The sequence below is a fragment of the Cyclobacterium sp. genome, from assembly GCF_014762705.1.
GTDB lineage: Bacteria > Bacteroidota > Bacteroidia > Cytophagales > Cyclobacteriaceae > Cyclobacterium.
This window is the reverse complement of sequence record NZ_JABURL010000041.1, coordinates 1-17,195: the sequence shown is the minus strand read 5'-3', so window position 1 is coordinate 17,195 and position 17,195 is coordinate 1. Positions and strand designations below refer to the sequence as shown.

General features: G+C 45.7%; 9 protein-coding genes. 8 read left to right on the top strand and 1 reads right to left on the bottom strand.

Translation table 11 applies throughout. From position 1 onward, the window contains the following. Nucleotides 1-566 precede the first annotated feature (566 nt). Nucleotides 567-1,580, bottom strand: coding sequence for a LacI family DNA-binding transcriptional regulator (locus HUJ21_RS07565; protein WP_291368403.1), 1,014 nt, complete (start codon nucleotides 1,578-1,580; stop codon nucleotides 567-569). A 290-nt stretch (nucleotides 1,581-1,870) separates the two neighbouring features. Between HUJ21_RS07565 and HUJ21_RS07560 the strand changes: the two genes are divergently transcribed. From HUJ21_RS07560 to HUJ21_RS07525, 8 genes are all read left to right on the top strand, one after another. Beyond that, nucleotides 1,871-4,921, top strand: a complete 3,051-nt coding sequence (locus tag HUJ21_RS07560; RefSeq protein WP_291368401.1) for a TonB-dependent receptor — start codon at nucleotides 1,871-1,873, stop codon at nucleotides 4,919-4,921. A 12-nt stretch (nucleotides 4,922-4,933) separates the two neighbouring features. Next, nucleotides 4,934-6,622: a RagB/SusD family nutrient uptake outer membrane protein gene (locus tag HUJ21_RS07555; protein WP_291368399.1), complete on the top strand. Its 1,689-nt coding sequence runs from the start codon at nucleotides 4,934-4,936 to the stop codon at nucleotides 6,620-6,622. A 226-nt stretch (nucleotides 6,623-6,848) separates the two neighbouring features. Further along, complete coding sequence (locus tag HUJ21_RS07550; protein ID WP_291368397.1) at nucleotides 6,849-8,237, top strand: sulfatase-like hydrolase/transferase; 1,389 nt, start codon at nucleotides 6,849-6,851, stop codon at nucleotides 8,235-8,237. Between the two features lie 41 nt (nucleotides 8,238-8,278). Then, on the top strand, nucleotides 8,279-10,759 hold the full coding sequence (locus tag HUJ21_RS07545; RefSeq protein ID WP_291368395.1) for a hypothetical protein: 2,481 nt from the start codon (nucleotides 8,279-8,281) through the stop codon (nucleotides 10,757-10,759). 26 nt (nucleotides 10,760-10,785) lie between these two features. Further along, the gene (locus HUJ21_RS07540) at nucleotides 10,786-11,889 is read left to right on the top strand and encodes a hypothetical protein (protein ID WP_291368393.1); all 1,104 of its coding nucleotides are present in this window, start codon (nucleotides 10,786-10,788) and stop codon (nucleotides 11,887-11,889) included. Between the two features lie 25 nt (nucleotides 11,890-11,914). After that, a complete protein-coding gene (locus HUJ21_RS07535; RefSeq protein WP_291368391.1) occupies nucleotides 11,915-13,738 on the top strand; it encodes an FAD-dependent oxidoreductase in 1,824 nt (607 codons plus the stop codon). Between the two features lie 4 nt (nucleotides 13,739-13,742). Continuing rightward, nucleotides 13,743-15,446, top strand: a complete 1,704-nt coding sequence (locus tag HUJ21_RS07530) for a sodium:solute symporter family protein (RefSeq protein ID WP_291368389.1) — start codon at nucleotides 13,743-13,745, stop codon at nucleotides 15,444-15,446. Further along, nucleotides 15,439-17,195: FAD-dependent oxidoreductase (locus HUJ21_RS07525; protein WP_291368387.1), on the top strand; the 1,757-nt coding region annotated here is incomplete at its 3' end. The genes HUJ21_RS07530 and HUJ21_RS07525, both read left to right, overlap by 8 nt.

Sequence of the window (17,195 nt, the reverse complement as noted above, 5' to 3'; positions counted from 1 at the left end):
TTTTGGAGAAAAAAAACAACTAAATTAGAGGCTGCCCGACTTTTCGGACAGCCTCATTTCGTTCAATCTGGGTTTTTTGTTTACTTTTTTGATTTACAATTTTTACAACCGGATTTGTACTTTGCCACCAACGACAAATTCCATTTTCATCTGCCAAAAAAACTGTGTGAATCCTTTTGGCCATCAGTGAAAAGCTCCGTTAGGAGCGGACGATCTAATAACCATGGGGTTCAGCCCATGGGTACAGGCCGATCCCTGAAGCTAAAGTGCCGTAGGTACGGATCTCATCTACGTCCCCGTCAAATATCGGTCGTGCCTACGGCACTGGGGGTTGTGGTGGTTTAGTGTGTGCGTAAACAGCATGGGGAATCCTGGTTATCTAAATTGCAAATGGCAAACAGCGCAGCTCCTCGGGATTTGCAATCCCCGGACATGTGCGAAAAAATTACATCCATTCACTTGCTTAAACCATAAGAGAAAGGGGGATTTGGGTACGTTAGGATTTACGGACCTGGGAACCAAAAATGCAATAAATACGCAACGGGTTTACTCAAGCAATAAAAAAATCAGGTACTTTCCCGGACGATCAGCCTGGACTTGATGACCTCATGTTTTTTCTCATGGGCTTCCCCTGAGCAGGCGATCTCTTCCAGCAGTACCCGGGCAGCCATTTCACCCATTTCAAAGGAAGGTTGCGCCATGGTGGTGATGGGGGGACTGATAAACCGGCTTGTTTCATCATTCCCAAAACCGGCAATGGACAAATGCTCCGGAACCGGAATGCCCAATTGGTGGGCGGCATGCATGGCTCCTATGGCCAGGATATCGGCAAAACAAATGAGCCCATCCGGCCGGTCGGTACCCGCCCATAATTGCTGCATGGCGTCTCCTGCCAGATCAAAGGTAAAATCTTCCAGGGTAATGATTAAATGCTGCTTTAGGGGTATACCGGCTGCATGCAGGGCCATTTGATAACCCTCCAGTCTGTCCTGGCAAACACCCAGGGCAAGCGGGCCTCCGATATAGCCGATATTTTTTCTTCCTCTTGCTAACAAATGGTTGGTTAAAATAAAGGCTCCGTTTGTATCATCTGTCTTGATTTTTGAGGTTCCCAGATTGGCACAGGCCCTTTCATATAGTACTACGGGCACATCCCTATCGATTACATGTTGCACATGATCAAAAGTCCAGGTCTCTTTCGAAAAGGCGATGATAATGCCATCTACCTTACTGTTGGCCAGGGTTTCTACAATTTCCACCTCCTTGTTAAAGGATTCACCGGATTGAAATATCATCACCTTATAGCCTTCCTGATAGGCCAAATTTTCTATACCGGCGATGGAATTGGACCAGAAGTAACGGTTGATGGTGGGAACGACCACGCCGATGATTTTGGATTTTTTACTGCTCAGGCTACTGGCCAGCAGGTTGGGGTGGTAGTCCATCGATTTGGCCATAGCCAATACAGCTGCTTTGGTCTCTTTTTTAATTTCAGTGGAACCTCTCAAAGCTCTGGAAACAGTGGCAATGGAAACCTGGAGTTTTTCGGCAATGTCTTTTATGGTAGTTGGTTTTTTCATTCGGATGAATAAATAATAAAGGTCAAAATCTCCGTAAACAGCTCCCGAAAGTACAGGTACTACTTGAAAGCGAAAGCCAATAGATGGATAATTGCAAGTTAACAATAAAAGGACCTACTTTTTGACTAATTGTTAAATGTAAACGTTTTCGATAACGTTTACAATATAAAAAATTTATAAATATTGAATTATAGCTTTTTTATTCCTTAAAACCGTATTAAATTAGAATAATATTTTAAAAAACTAATAATTTAATTAATAAAATTGTCTTACCTAAAATCAACCAAAAAATGAAAACAAAATTACTTCTATGGCTTTGGCTACTCTGTTTGGGAGGAGCAGGCCTGACATTTGGACAATCGGTCCAGGTAAGTGGTACTGTATTGGATGAATCCGAACAACCACTGCCGGGAGCCAGCATACTGGTAAAAGGCACCAGTACGGGGACCGTCACCGATATAGATGGAGAATACCAAATCAACGTACCCAGCCAGGATGCCACCCTGGTGTTTTCTTTTCTCGGATATATTACTCAGGAAGTACCGCTAAATAACAGGCAGGTAATAGACGTAAACCTGGAACCTGATATGTCAGAATTGGGAGAGGTAGTGGTGGTAGGTTACGGAACCCAAAAGAAAAGCGATCTTACCGGAGCTGTATCCACCATTGGTGGAAGGGAGTTGGCCAACAGGCGAACCCCTAATGTTTCCCAGGCTCTCCAGGGTCAGGTGGCTGGAGTTATGGTCACCAGAAACAACAATGCCCCAGGTTCTTCGGCCAATATCCGTATTCGTGGTGTGACCACCATTGGGGACAGCAATCCCCTGATCATCATGGATGGAGTGCCTGTAAACAGCATTGACCATATCAATCCCAATGATATAGAAAATATCTCCGTCCTGAAGGATGCGGCATCGGCTTCCATATATGGCTCACGGGCAGCTGCCGGTGTTATCCTGGTCACCACCAAGCGGGCCAAAAAGGGAGAGCTAAGCCTGAATTATAATTTCGAATATGGCACTGAAGTACCTACAAGAATTCCAGATTATGTGGATGTCACCCGTTACATGGAAATTGTCAATGAATTGCGCTGGAATGACAATGGAAATGATGGCAATGAATATCCCTTGTACCCACAGGAAATGGTAGAAAATTACATGGAATTGAACGCCTCCAATCCTGATTTGTATCCCAATACGGACTGGGTTGGCTTGATTTTAAAAAGCAATGCCCCAAGACAAAGGCATGCCCTGGATATTTCCGGAGGAAGTGAGGCCATTCGTACCAAGGCATCCATCGTTTATGATAAATTCGACGCTCTATATGAGGGAAGGACTTTTGAAAGAGTTACCGCCCGGGTAAATACCGATGGGAACATCACCAAAAAATTGGGTTTTACAGCTGATATTTTTCTTAGAAGAGAAATCCTGAACCAACCCAGCATTGACCCTATTTACTATATGAATATTTCCGCTCCGGTATATGCTGCAGAATGGCAGGACGGCAGGGTGGCAGAAGGCAAAACAGGAGCTAATATTTATGGCCAATTAAAATATGGTGGATTCCGGCAAAACTGGGAAAACCAGGTTGGCGGTAGGCTGGGTCTTAACTATGAGGTTATGGATGGATTGAAAATTTCGGCCATTGCTTCTCCCAACTTTGGCTTTAATAAAGGAAAGAACTTTCAAAAAAGGGTTACTTACACCGCCTGGGATGATCCCGCAGCTACATTGGGGACTTTGCAATGGGCCAATTCTACCAACCTGAGCGAATCGCGAAATGACAATTACAATTTGACAACCCAGTTGCTGGTCAATTACGACAAGGTAATCGGAAAACATGCTCTGAGTTTAATGGGAGGGAATGAAAGTTTCCAGGCTTTTTATGAAAACCTGAGTGCCTCCAGGGATCAGTTTTTACTGGACAATTATCCCTACCTGAACCTTGGGCCCCTGGAATTTCGGGGAAACAGTGGTAGTGCCTTTGAAAATGCTTATAATTCCTGGTTTGGAAGGGTTTCCTATAATTTTGAAGAAAAGTATTTTCTTCAGGGAAATATTCGATATGATGCCTCTTCCCGTTTTGCCCAGGATTACCGCTGGGGCTCATTTCCTTCCTTTTCCGCAGGGTGGGTATTGTCAAAAGAAAATTTCTTACAGGATGTCAATGCCATTTCTTTCCTTAAACTCAGGGGTTCTTATGGTACCCTGGGCAATGAACGGATAGGAAATTACCCTTACCAATCCACCATTGGTTTTAGCAATGTTCTCTTCCATCAGGGATCCAATGTGGTGTCTTCTCAATCGGCCGCTCAATGGCAATATGCGATTCCTGACATTTCCTGGGAGAAAACCTCCTCCTACAATATTGGTGTGGATGCCAATTTCCTGAATTACCGGTTGAGGTTTTCGGGAGAATATTTTAAAAAGACAACCAGGGATATGTTACTGCCATTGGAAATCCCAGATTACATTGGCTTTGATAACCCGGAACAAAATACCGGTGAGATGTATACCGAAGGTTGGGAGCTTGATATGGGCTGGGCCGATGATATCAATGAATTGAGCTATTCGGTCAGTTTTAACCTCTCCGACTTTCGTTCAGTAATGGGAGATCTTGGAGGTATTCAATTCCTCGGCAACCAGGTACGTATGGAAGGTTCCGCGTTTGATGAATGGTATGGATATGTTTCCGAGGGCTTGTTCCAAAGTCAGGAAGAAGTAAATAATTCTGCAGTAATGAATGCCAATGTGAAACCCGGGGATGTGAAATACCGGGATATCAGTGGACCAAATGGTGAACCCGATGGAAGGATTTCTCCTGAGTATGACCGGGTGCTATTGGGAGGAAGTATGCCCAGGTTCCTTTACGGTGGCAATATCCAGTTAGATTATAAAAACTTTGATTTTGGTCTGGTGATACAAGGGGTAGGCAGGCAAAATTCACGTCTTTCGGGCCTGATGGTGCAGCCCATTATGGAAAATTGGGGCCATGTGCCTGAAATCCTGGATGGGGAATTTTGGAGTACCTACAATACCGATCAGGAAAATCAGGAAGTAAGTTACCCCAGGCTTTCCCGAAACAGTGAGGGCAACAACTTTGCCATGTCAGATTTTTGGTTGATCAACGGGGCCTATTTCAGGCTGAAGAACATTTCCCTGGGATATACCTTACCAAGGCCTGTGGTGGAAAGGTTGGGTATGCAAAACATCCGGGTATACACCAATGCATCTGATATTTGGACGGTCAATAATTATCCTCCTGGATGGGACCCTGAGGTTTCTGCCAGTGGATATCCGATAACCACTTCCTTTTTAATGGGTGTTTCTGTACAATTTTAAATCAAGTTAGCCATGAAATTAAAATCGATTATATATAGCGGAGTATTATTTGGAGCGGTATCCTGTGCTGACCTGGACCTGAACCCGCTTTCGGAAGGATCAAGCGAGGCCTGGTATTCCAATGAAACAGAAGTAGAAATGTCCGTCAATGACCTGTTTAGGGGAGTATTCTGGCCGGGGTATAGTGATTCCTGGACGGATGATTACACCAACAGGGAGGCATTGACACCAATTACAAATGCCACTATCAATGGAGAATGGGGGACGGTAAACAACATCTGGAGCAATACTTACAAAGTGATTGCCAGGTCCAATACCCTTCTTTTAAACCTGGATAAGATAGCCAATACGGTTCCTCAGCAAACCCTGGATAAGTTTGCCGGGAACGCCCATTTTGTGCGGGCAGCCAAATACGGGGAGCTGGTTTTCTTGTATGGAGATGTGGTTTATTCTACTACGATTCTTGATCTGGAAGAAGCTTTTACCATGTCAAGGACCGATAAAAATACAGTAAAAGAGGCTGTATATGAGGACTTCGACAGGGCTGCAGCACTATTGCCTGAGACTTATGGGTCTTCAGAAAACAAATTGGCTACCAAGGGAGCTGCATATGCCATGAAAGCCAGGTTTGCCCTGCAAATGGGAGATTTTGGCATTGCCAGGGATGCTGCGAAGGCTTGTATGGATTTGGGTATCTATGAACTTTACCCGGATTATTCTGAATTGTTTCTGACTGGCACAAGGAACCCTTCTGAAGTCATTTTTGCCATGCCAAGATCCAGGGCTTTGAATGTGACCTGGGGAGTAAGGAACTACCTTCCCAGGAACAGAGGCGGATGGGGAGGTGCCGAGGCGCCATCATGGGATTTGTTTCATGCCTATTTATGCACGGATGGATTGCCTATTGATGAGTCGCCCCTTTATGACCCTCAAAATCCATTTAACAACAGAGATCCCCGCTGTGCGGCCACCATTGTTCCCTTTGGGACCCGGCATCTTGATTTCACCTATCAGCCTCATCCTGATTCTACCATGGTGATGAATTTCAGTACCGGTAGCATGCAGACAAACAATGATACGCGATCTGTAGCACCCTTCGCTTCTTTTAATGGCTTGCTAAGAAAAAAGGGGGTTAATGAGGAATGGCTCCCGAATTTCCAGGCAGAAAACGATGAAATCCTGATGCGCTATGCAGATGTATTGTTGATGTATGCGGAAGCCAAAATAGAATTGGGAGAAATCGAACCAGGCGTGCATGATGCGATGAATGCCGTCCGTGCAAGGGCATACGGTGTGGATCCCACGCAGACAGGGGAATATCCCGCCATAACTACCACAGACCAGGCCGCTCTTCGAACGCTGTTGCGCACCGAAAGAAGAATGGAATTTGGCTTTGAAGGGATCCGTTACAGTGATATTATTCGATGGGAGATAGCAGAGAAAGTATTGAACAGGGATATTTATGGCATGCTGGATGTAGCTGAACTGAAAGAGAAAGTGGTGGACCAGGACCTTTGGTTCTTCCCCATGACTCCTGAGATTGATGAAGACGGAGTGGCTGACCTATCCCCCATGTTCGAAGCCGGATTGGTAAAAAGGCTGGCCATCAGAAGGTTTGAAGCTCCCAAGCAATACCTGTGGCCCATCCCCTCCAAGGAAATATTGATCAATGCCAATTTGGATCAAAATCCCGGATATTGATTATAAATAGGTTAAATGATAGTTCTCCCATTCAGGTCATTTGTTTGACAGAATGGGAGAATTTATATACTCCCGAAAACCTGCTATAATGAAAAACCTGCTTGGTAATACTATGATTTTTATTATAGGGTGTTGCAATCCATATAGTTTTGGTCGGGAAATACCTGAGCTAACCTTCAGGGTAGCTGGCTCTTTCCCGTTGGCGATTTATTAATTTCAAATGAATATGAAAAGCTTATTGGCCTTATCTCTTTTTTTTTATTTCGGTACCATAGCTTTGGGTTTTCAACATGCTGAACATGGTGAAAAGAAACCTAACTTTATATTCATTTATACGGACGACCAGCGTTTTGATGCAATGGGTACCAATGGCAATCCCATAATAAATACACCGACACTGGATAATATGGCTGCTCAAGGGCTTCAATTCACGAATGCCAATGTAGTTTTTGCCTTATGTAGTCCCAGCCGTGCCGCATTACTCACCGGCAGGTATGGAAGTGCCAATGGAGTTCTTGAGTTGGGCAGTGATTTAAACCCGGGAGAAAAGACGGTTGCCCAGTACTTGAAGGAAGCGGGTTATCTAACGGGTATGGTCGGCAAATGGCATCTTGGCAAAAAACCTGCGGAAACAGGCTTTGATTTTTCAGTATTCTTTACAGGAAATGGTGATTATTATAACAGGTTGATTTATGATGAGGGAAATTCCCTGAGGCCGGAAATTCACTGTGACCAATATTGTGCAAATCGCTCTGTTGACTTTCTAAAAGAGGCAAAGGAAAGTGGAAAGCCATTTTTCCTTTTTCACAACACCCAATTGCCCCACATGAATGGGGAACTGGTTTGGGATGCCAGAGAAGAAACAAAAGCCTTATATGAAACGGATAATATGCCAGTTGCCAATAGCCGGTTGGACGACTTGTCCGATAAGCCGGATTACCTGCGCAACGTTAGGAATTTGACCCAGGCCAAAAAATATGGGTATCCGGAGGTGGATGCCATTCAGGACCATACCAGAGATTATTATGCAGTAATTACCGAGATGGATACTTTTTTGTCACAGCTCTTTAATACCATTGACAGGCTTGGATTCCGTGAGAACACGTATATATTTTTTATGAGTGATAATGGCTGGATGCTGGGAGAGCATGGTTTTACCAGTAAAGTGTTACCTTACCGGCCATCAACCCGGGTGCCATTTTTTGTGCTTGGACCTGGGCTGTCTCCTGGAGTCTGCGAGGAATTGGTTTTGAATATCGATATGGCACCAACTATCCTTGAATTGGCCGGAGTGGAAATGCCTTCATCAATTCACGGTACGAGTATAGTACCCTTATTGGCAGCGGAAAGAATGGATTGGCGTGATGGATTCGTGTATGAAGGGTTAGGTACTTACGGAGGAGCCAAACCCAATTTAACAGTTATTACAAGAAATTACAGGTACATAGAAACGTATGATAATGATTTTTTGAATACAATAAATCATATTGAATTATATGATCAGCAGGCAGATCCGGATGAAATGCATAATTTGGCGAAAAGTGGAAGACATAGCGGGATCATTGAGAAAGCCCAGGAAATTTTACAGACACATAAAAAAATATTAAATAAATAGTTTAAAAAACAATTGTTTCCTAATTTGAAATAGAGATGATAATGAAAAAATGGATATCCTTTATTGTTCTTTTATGCCTGATTTCTGTTGGGTGTAATGGGCCTGAAATGTCTACATTGGAGGAAGAAATGTACCCCTCCATCAGCGGGATTTATCCGCACCTGGCCTATTATAATGAGGAAGGGGAGTGCGGTACAGGTGCTGTGGTGCCCTGGGCCGATAAACTCTGGGTGGTCACTTACGGACCGCACTTTCCTTTTGGCTCATCAGATAAACTTTATGAAATTAACCCGGACTTGTCCTTCACCACCCGTGAAGAAAGTATCGGTGGTACCCCTGCCAATCGGATGATTCACAAGGAAAGCGAGCAATTGTTTATTGGTCCCTATGCCATTGATAAGGCAGGAGCCGTTCGGACCATTTCTTATGAAACCATGCCCGGAAGACATACGGGAAATGCCAGGCACCTGACCGATCCGGCCAATAAGATCTATTATGGCACCATGGAAGAGGGCTTCTATGAAGTGGATGTGCATACCCTGGTAACCAATACCTTACACGTGGATGGGAATGTTACCCGCAAAGAAGGAGAAATGGCACAGGAAGCGGGATTATTGTTGGGAGCCCACGGGAAGGGACTCTATTCCGGACAAGGGGTATTGGTTTATTCCAATAATGGAGAAACGGGACAGGAAGCACTGAAGGATTTTTCCATAGAAGCAGGAGCCCTTTATGAGTGGGATGGCGAAGAATGGCATCTGGTCAGAAGAAACCAATTTGTGGAAGTTACAGGCCCCGGTGGTATTTATGGCAATCCTAATCCCGAAACCGATCCCATCTGGGCCACTGGCTGGGACCACAAATCTGTACTATTGGGTGTACGTGATGCGGTTAATGGTTGGGACTTTTACCGCTTGCCCAAAGCCAGCCACAGTTACGACGGTGCCCACGGCTGGAATACCGAATGGCCCCGCATCCGGGATGTGGGCACGGAGGAAGCGCCGGATTATCTGATGACCATGCATGGCATGTTTTGGAAGTTTCCCGAATCGTTCCAAAAGGGACAAACTGCCGGTATCCGGCCCCGCTCTGCTTACCTGAAAGTCATCGGTGATTTTACCCGCTGGCAAGATGGATTGGTTTTTGGCTGCGATGATTCTGCTCAGCGGGAATTCCTTAACAAGCGAAGTGCAAAAGGAAATATCGAAGGACCGGGGCAGTCCAATTCCAACCTCTGGTTTACCAATATGGACATGCCGGATAAGCTTGGCCCTGTCACTGCCAGTGGTGCCCTGTGGTTGGATGAGCAGGTAGCGCCCAATGAACCCTCAGAACCCATGCTGTTTTCCGGTTGGCAAGAGAAAAATGTATGGCTGCAAAACCAGGGTGAAAAGAAAGTAAATTTCTCTCTTGAAATTGATACAGATGGTACCGGTAATTGGGAGCTGCTGGAACAGTTTTCCCTCGCCGGAAATGAAAGTAGCTGGCTTTCCTTCGATCAGGACACTAAAGGAGAATGGATCCGGGTGAAATGTGATGGTGCAACAAGGGCCACTGTCCATTTGTCTTTTTCCAATCCCGAGCAGCGATCTGCTTATCAAAAAGATATTTTCCAGGGTATCCACCCCATTCAGGAAGATGATTATACAGGTGGATTGTTATATGGTTTGGGAGATAACAGAAGGAAACTGGGAATTGCCGCCAAACGTTACCAGGGAGAAAGCGTCGAGAATGCCGGTTATTATGAAATGGATGAAAAGCTGCAGCTGGTTAAAGTGGATGACCCTGAAACCGAGTCTTTTATCAATGAAGGATTTGCCATTCCGGAAAAGGTTTTTGAGGTAGATGAAGCCTCCGTATTGATACAAGATGATCAGGGCAGAAGGTGGAGGCTTCCCAAAGGAAAAGATGCCTTCACGGAGCCCTCAGTTAATGGAAAACTTAGAATTGCCAGGGAGGTGGCTACCGAAAGAGACCTTTTCAACTGCCATGGTACTTTCTACGAATTGCCGGCTGAAAATGCCGACGGATTTGCCAAGATAAGGCCCGTAGCTTCCCATAACCTGCGCATCAATGATTACGCTTCCTACAGGGGCATGTTACTACTGAGCGGAGTGGATCCGCAGGCTGCAGATGGAAATGAACACATCATCCTTTCGGAAGATGGAGAACTTGCGGTCTGGGCTGGGGTGATCGATGACCTGTGGAAACTGGGCAAACCAGTAGGAAAGGGAGGGCCCTGGGCCAATACTGCTGTGGGTGCCGGCATACCCTCTGATCCCTATTTGTTTGCGTTTTATGACCAAAGGAAATTGGAACTTCAGCATGATGCGAGCGAGGAAGTTACCTTTACCATTCAATTTGAACCTGTAGGCCATGGTCCCTGGATGGACTGGAAACAGGTTACAGTTGCCCCCGGTGAAACCCATCAGGAAACTTTTCCGGACCAGATGGAGGCCAGGTGGGTTCGCCTGGTGGCCAAGGATGATTGTACAGCTACAGCTATATTTACCTATGAATAAATGCACTGATATATTATTAAATACAAATGTTTGAACCTGGTTTAAAAATATTGACCTATAGTCTAATCGTGTTGATCGGTTTGGCTTCGGGCATACAAGACCCGCATCAGGGTCAGGTGGAAAACAGGCGTCTAATTGAGGAGGTAGAAACCGATTCTATCCGTTATGAGCTCTTTGTATTGGAAGATGCGGAAGGGAAGGACATGCAATACATGGCGGAAATTTTTACCCCGGTATGCCATACAGACAAATGTTACCCGGTATACATCAATTTTTATTGGGACCTGCTGGGTAATTTTCAGCAATTTGAGATGCCGGAAGGAGAGATCCTGACCAAGTTGGACCATATTCCTTTTGAAGAGAAAGATTATGACAAATTGGAAGCCATTCTTAGTAATAAGAATTCCATCCTGGGAGATTATTCCATTTCGGATTTAGTGGTGAGCACAACCACAGCTGAATCCAATGGGGTGGATGCCGTTACGGGGGCTACCTCCAAGACCATTCAAAATGAAGTAATCCCAGGAGCGGTATATTCCTGTTATACCCTGTGGCAATTGGCGCATGGCTCCCTTTCAGAAAGAACCAAGACGCATACCCTCAAGCATTATACCGACGAGACTTTAGTCCGGTTCTTAGAAAGCGGCCATCATCCTTACCAGTACTGGGCCCTGGACAAGATTCAGGAAATGGGAGCAGAAAATGATCCCCGTTTTGCCAGGCCCTTGCTGGAAATCATCAGGGGAAACAATATTTTTCTGGCTACCCACCTGCTTGATAAGTTACCTGATGAGCTATTTCAGCCGCAGGACCGGCAAATTTGGCTTTGGGAAACCTACGAACAAGCTCCATACCGGCTTCAAATGCATATTCTTGACAAAATGAGTCAACTGCAACTGAACTCAGAATGTCAGAGCCAGCTATTGGGCCAATTGGAAAGAAGCAATCCTGCTCAAAGGAAAAAGTTATTTACCGTATTAGGGACACAACAAAACCTGGGCAAAGAACAGCAGGAAATGATCTTGGCTTATCTGGACAAAGGCCTTTGGGAGAAGGAATTGCTTTCCCTGCTGCAAATCCAAAAAAAACCGCAAAAGAGCGTGAAAAAAGCATTGAAAAACAACCTATAAAAGAATCAATAAAATGACCCAAAACATGAAACGAATAGCAATAACCTGTTGTCTGCTGCTGGGAATTACCCATTTTACCACTGCCCAAACAAGGGTGTTGGTGGAAGCAGAATCATTTGAAAACATTGGTGGCTGGGTGATTGACCAACAATCATTCGATGTACTTTATTCCTCCTACCTGATGGCTCACGGCATGGGCCAACCCGTTGAAGATGCCCGCACCAGCGTTGATTTTTCCAAAGGTGGAACCTACCACCTGTGGGTGAGAACCAAAGATTGGGCTCCTTTTCCCACAGGACCGGGAGCTTTTAAGCTTCATATCAATGAGCAAGCCATAGACATGGTTTTCGGGCAAAGTGGTGATGCCGACTGGGATTGGTATTATGCAGGGGAGGTTAATATGAAGGAGGGAGCAAACGAGCTCTTGGCTGAGGACCTTTCGGGCTTTAATGGTCGTTTTGATGCCATTTATTTCTCAACCGAAAAAAATGATGCTCCGATCAATGATAACGAAGCGCTTTTGAAAGTCAGGAAGGAACTTTTGGGACTTAGCGACGGCCCCGAAAACGTGGGTGAATTTGACCTGGTTGTGGTCGGAGGAGGTATGGCAGGCACCTGTGCGGCCATATCCGGAGCCCGTATGGGATTAAAAGTAGCTTTGATCCAAAACCGGCCGGTATTGGGTGGAAACAATAGTTCTGAGATACGGGTGCACCTGATGGGCCGTGTGGATCAGAACCATTACCCCAAACTGGGCAGGATTGTCAGGGAATTGGACAATGGCGATCCTGGAAACGGAAATCCGGATGCAGCCCGATACGGGGATGAGCGAAAACTACAAATCGTACGCGCGGAACCCAACATTTCCCTGCATTTGAATACCCATGTGTATGATGTGGAAATGGAAGGCAATACCATCAAAGCAGTCATTGGAAGAGATATTGCCACCAACCAGGAATACCGCTTTGAAGGGGAGTATTTTTCGGATTGTACAGGAGACGGCACCCTGGGCTTCCTGGCTGGAGCGGAATTCCGAATGGGAAGGGAAAGCCGGTCAGAAACGGGTGAATCACTGGCCCCTGAAAATCCGGATGATTTTACGCTTGGCACTTCCAATTTATGGGCCTCATTGGAGCGGGAACAGCCTTCTGATTTCCCTGAAACGCCCTGGGCCATACAGTTTTCAAATGAATACCACATAGACGATCACAAAGCTGATTGGCAGTGGGAAACCGGCTTTGGTAATTTCAATACCATTTATGAAGCGGAACAGATCCGCGACCATAACCTGAGGGCCATATTTGGCAACTGGTCTTATCTTAAAAACGAAAAGGCTGAAAAATACAGCCACCATGAATTGGCCTGGGTGGCTTTTATTGGTGGAAAAAGAGAATCCAGAAGGTTAATGGGTGATCATGTATTGACGCAGATGGACATTCAGGATGGGGTCATGTATCCGGATGGCAGTGTAACTGCCACCTGGACCATAGACCTGCACTTTCCGGATGCCAAGAATTCCCAGTACTTCGAAGGAGAAGAATTCTTTGCAGCTACCAAACACATCAAAGTGCAGCCTTATACCATTCCTTACCGCTGCCTGTACAGCCGGAATATAGATAACCTGTATATGGCAGGAAGAAACATTAGCACCACCCACGTGGCCTTTGGCAGCACCCGGGTGATGCGGACCTGTGGCATGATGGGAGAGGCTGTAGGCTATGCCGCATTTGTGGCCAAGAAAAACAACGCCAGCCCACGGGAAGTCTATAACCTGCACCTGAACGAGTTTATGGATATCATTGAGTCTCCATTGAACATTTATAACCTGCCGACGCTTCCGCGAAACTGATTGCATGCAAACACTGGATTTTCTGACCATAATCGTTTTCACCCTCATAATTTTAATTGCAGGCTTGTCTTTTGGCAAACAAGGGGGAGACATGAAATCTTTCTTTGCCGCAGGTGGGGCAGTTCCCTGGTCTATCAGCGGCCTTTCTTTATTCATGAGCTTTTTTTCTGCCGGCACTTTTGTGGTATGGGGCTCCATTGCCTATGAATGGGGGTTAGTGGCCATTACCATTCAGATGGCCATGTGCATTAGCGGATTTTTGATTGGGGCTTACCTGGCTGGCAGATGGAAGGAGACCGGTGCCCTCACAGTGGCGGCCTATCTTACCCAACGGTTTGGAAAAAAAACCCAACGGTATTATACCTTCATTTTTTTGGTGCTTTCACTGGGGTATACCGGGGCTTTTTTATATCCGGTGGCCAAAATAGTAAATGTGGTTACTGGCTTTGATATCTACTATTCGATTTTGTTTTTGGGTGCCATGATCATGATTTATACCGCTGTGGGAGGTTTATGGGCAGTAGTGGTGACAGATGTCCTGCAATTTGTAATTCTTACTGCAGCAGTACTGATTGTGTTACCACTTTCCCTGGATGAGGTTGGGGGATTGAATCAGTTTATCCAGGATGCGCCCGACACCTTTTTTCATGTATTTAATGGAGAATACACACCCTGGTTTATCCTGGCATTTATTGGCTATAATACGATTTTTATCGGAGGAAATTGGGCCTATGTGCAGCGGTATACATCCGTAAAAGACCGCACATCAGCGAAAAGGGTAGGCTACCTTTTTGGATTTCTTTACCTGATCAGCCCTTTGATCTGGATGTTGCCTCCAATGATTTACAGGGTGGTCAATCCGGAATTAAGTGGTTTGGAAACGGAGGGAGCCTACCTCAGAATGTGCATGGATGTATTGCCTGTTGGCATGTTGGGTTTGATGTTGGGAGGGATGATCTTTGCCACAGCCAGTTCTGTAAATACTTCCCTAAACCTGGCAGCTGCGGTTCTTACCAACGACATCTACCATGCCATTTTCCCTGATTCGGATCAGGTAGCTTTAATGCGGGTTGCCAGGATAGCAACCCTGCTTTTTGGGCTGGGTACCATTGGGGTTGCTTTTATGGTTCCTCTGGCCGGAGGGATAGTAGAAGTGGTTTTGAGTATTGGAGCGGTGACGGGCGGCGCTTTATATGGACCCGCCATTTGGGGGCTTTTTTCAAGGCGACAAACCGGACAATCGATTCTTATGATTACCGGACTAAGCTTGCTCATCAACCTGTATTTTAAATTTGTATCTCCCTGGTTGTTTTCGTTCAGCCTGGACAGGGCCACAGAAATGCTGCTGGGTGTGTTCCTCCCTCTGGCCTTGCTGGGAGCCTATGAAATCTATGCCCTGAAGAGAAACCGGGAAAGCAAGCAGTACCAGTTGTACGTCAACAGGAAGAAACCCACGGCTAAGGAACTGGCGGCATCGCTCACATCAGGGGAAAAACAAAATAATTTTGGCGTCAAAGTTTTGGGCTGGGCCTTTGTCAGTATCGGCACCCTGCTCTTTTTATTGGGTTTTGGAGCCTCAGCAGGACGCTATTACATGTTTGCGATGGGAGCATTGATACTGATGATGGGATGGACCTTGGTCAGGTCAGCCCAAAAAAAATCTGGCAGCTTTACAAAAAATAGAACTGAACAATATATTCATGATTAAAGAAGATTTCCAGCAGGAAAAGAGAAACTTAAAATGTGAAAAATCCGAGGTTGACCTGGTGATTATCGGGGGCGGAATGGCAGGCACTTGTTGTGCCATTACGGCGGCAAGACAGGGTTTGGAAGTTGTTTTGGTACAGGACAGGCCGGTTTTGGGAGGCAATGGATCCTCAGAAATCAGGTTGTGGATCCTGGGGGCCACTTCTCATATGGGCAATAACAACCGCTGGGCCAGAGAGGGAGGGGTCATAGACGAGATCCTGGTGGAAAACCTTTACCGCAATCCGGAGGGAAACCCCCTAATCCTGGATACCATACTGATTGAAAAGGTGAGCATGGAACCTAACATTCGCCTGCTGCTCAATACCGCCCTGTATGACATAGAAAAAGGAGCATCCGATGAGATCCGCCAGGCATTTGCCTTTTGCAGTCAAAATTCTACCCGATACCAGTTGAAAGCACCTTTATTTGTAGATGCTTCCGGTGATGGTATCATGGCTTTTCTGGCAGGAGCTGCCTTTCGTATTGGTGCCGAAACTGCTGATGAATTTGACGAAAAATTTGCTCCGGATCATAAGAGTTATGGGGAACTACTTGGACATTCACTTTATTTTTACAGCAAAGATACAGGCAAGCCGGTCCGGTTTGTGGCTCCTTCGTATGCCAACAAGGATTTACCCAATTTGCCCAGGTTCAAATCCTTTAACCTGAAAGACCATGGCTGCAGGCTTTGGTGGGTGGAATACGGGGGAAGAAAAGATACCATCCATGAATCCGAGACCATCAAATGGGAACTCTGGCGGGTGATTTATGGCATTTGGGACTACCTTAAAAATTCCGGTAAATTTCCAGACATGGCTACCCATACCCTGGAATGGGTAGGGACCATTCCGGGCAAAAGGGAGAGCAGGCGTTTTGAAGGAGACTATATGTTATCCCAAAAGGACCTGGTCAATCAACGGCAATTTCCCGATGCGGTTTCCTTTGGTGGTTGGGCTTTGGACCTGCACCCTGCGGATGGGGTCTATGGTGAATTGCCGGGTTGTACCCAATGGCACACCAAGGGAGTATACCAGATTCCCTTGCGAACCATGTACAGCAGAAATATCAAAAATTTATTTCTTACCGGGAGAATTATCAGTTCTACCCACGTTGCATTTGGTTCGACCCGCGTCATGGCTACCTGTGCACACAATGCCCAGGCGGTGGCCATGGCGGCCGCAATTTGCAAAGAAAAAAACCTGCTTCCAGGAGCAATCATCCATTTGGGTCACATGTGCGAGCTGCAAAAAAGACTGATCAAATCCGGACAATACATTCCCGGGGTTCCCCTGGAAGACAAAGAGGAGCTTGCCCAAAATGCGAGGATTTCGGTTTCTTCCACCATGGCTTTGGAGGAGTTGCCAGGCAATGGTCCCTGGAAAAAACTCAGCTTTGCCACGGCTCAAATGCTGCCTTTGACAGCAGGGGAGATGCCGGGCCTTACTTTCCAGGTAAAGGCAGAAAATGCCAGCCAATTAAAAGTAGCTTTGCTTAAAAGCAAGCAAAAAGGGAATTTTACTCCGGAGCTGGTGTTGGTCGAAAAAGTATTCGAATTAACTTCAGGTGAACAACCTCTATACATTGATTTTGAATATACTATAAAAGAAAAAGAAAATTATTTTGTGGCATTTTATCCCAACGAAAAGGTGAGGCTCAGGTACTCTGAAAATCGCTTGAAAGGATTAATGACGGTGTTTAAAAAGTATAA

What these genes read in the sequence shown, in the direction of transcription:
- HUJ21_RS07555 (WP_291368399.1), top strand. Translation starts at nt 4,934, where the DNA reads ATGAAATTAAAATCGATTATATATAGCGGAGTATTATTTGGAGCGGTA.
- HUJ21_RS07560 (WP_291368401.1), top strand. Translation starts at nt 1,871, where the DNA reads ATGAAAACAAAATTACTTCTATGGCTTTGGCTACTCTGTTTGGGAGGA.
- HUJ21_RS07530 (WP_291368389.1), top strand. Translation starts at nt 13,743, where the DNA reads ATGCAAACACTGGATTTTCTGACCATAATCGTTTTCACCCTCATAATT.
- HUJ21_RS07550 (WP_291368397.1), top strand. Translation starts at nt 6,849, where the DNA reads ATGAAAAGCTTATTGGCCTTATCTCTTTTTTTTTATTTCGGTACCATA.
- HUJ21_RS07540 (WP_291368393.1), top strand. Translation starts at nt 10,786, where the DNA reads ATGTTTGAACCTGGTTTAAAAATATTGACCTATAGTCTAATCGTGTTG.
- HUJ21_RS07565 (WP_291368403.1), bottom strand. Translation starts at nt 1,580, where the DNA reads ATGAAAAAACCAACTACCATAAAAGACATTGCCGAAAAACTCCAGGTT.
- HUJ21_RS07535 (WP_291368391.1), top strand. Translation starts at nt 11,915, where the DNA reads ATGAAACGAATAGCAATAACCTGTTGTCTGCTGCTGGGAATTACCCAT.
- HUJ21_RS07545 (WP_291368395.1), top strand. Translation starts at nt 8,279, where the DNA reads ATGAAAAAATGGATATCCTTTATTGTTCTTTTATGCCTGATTTCTGTT.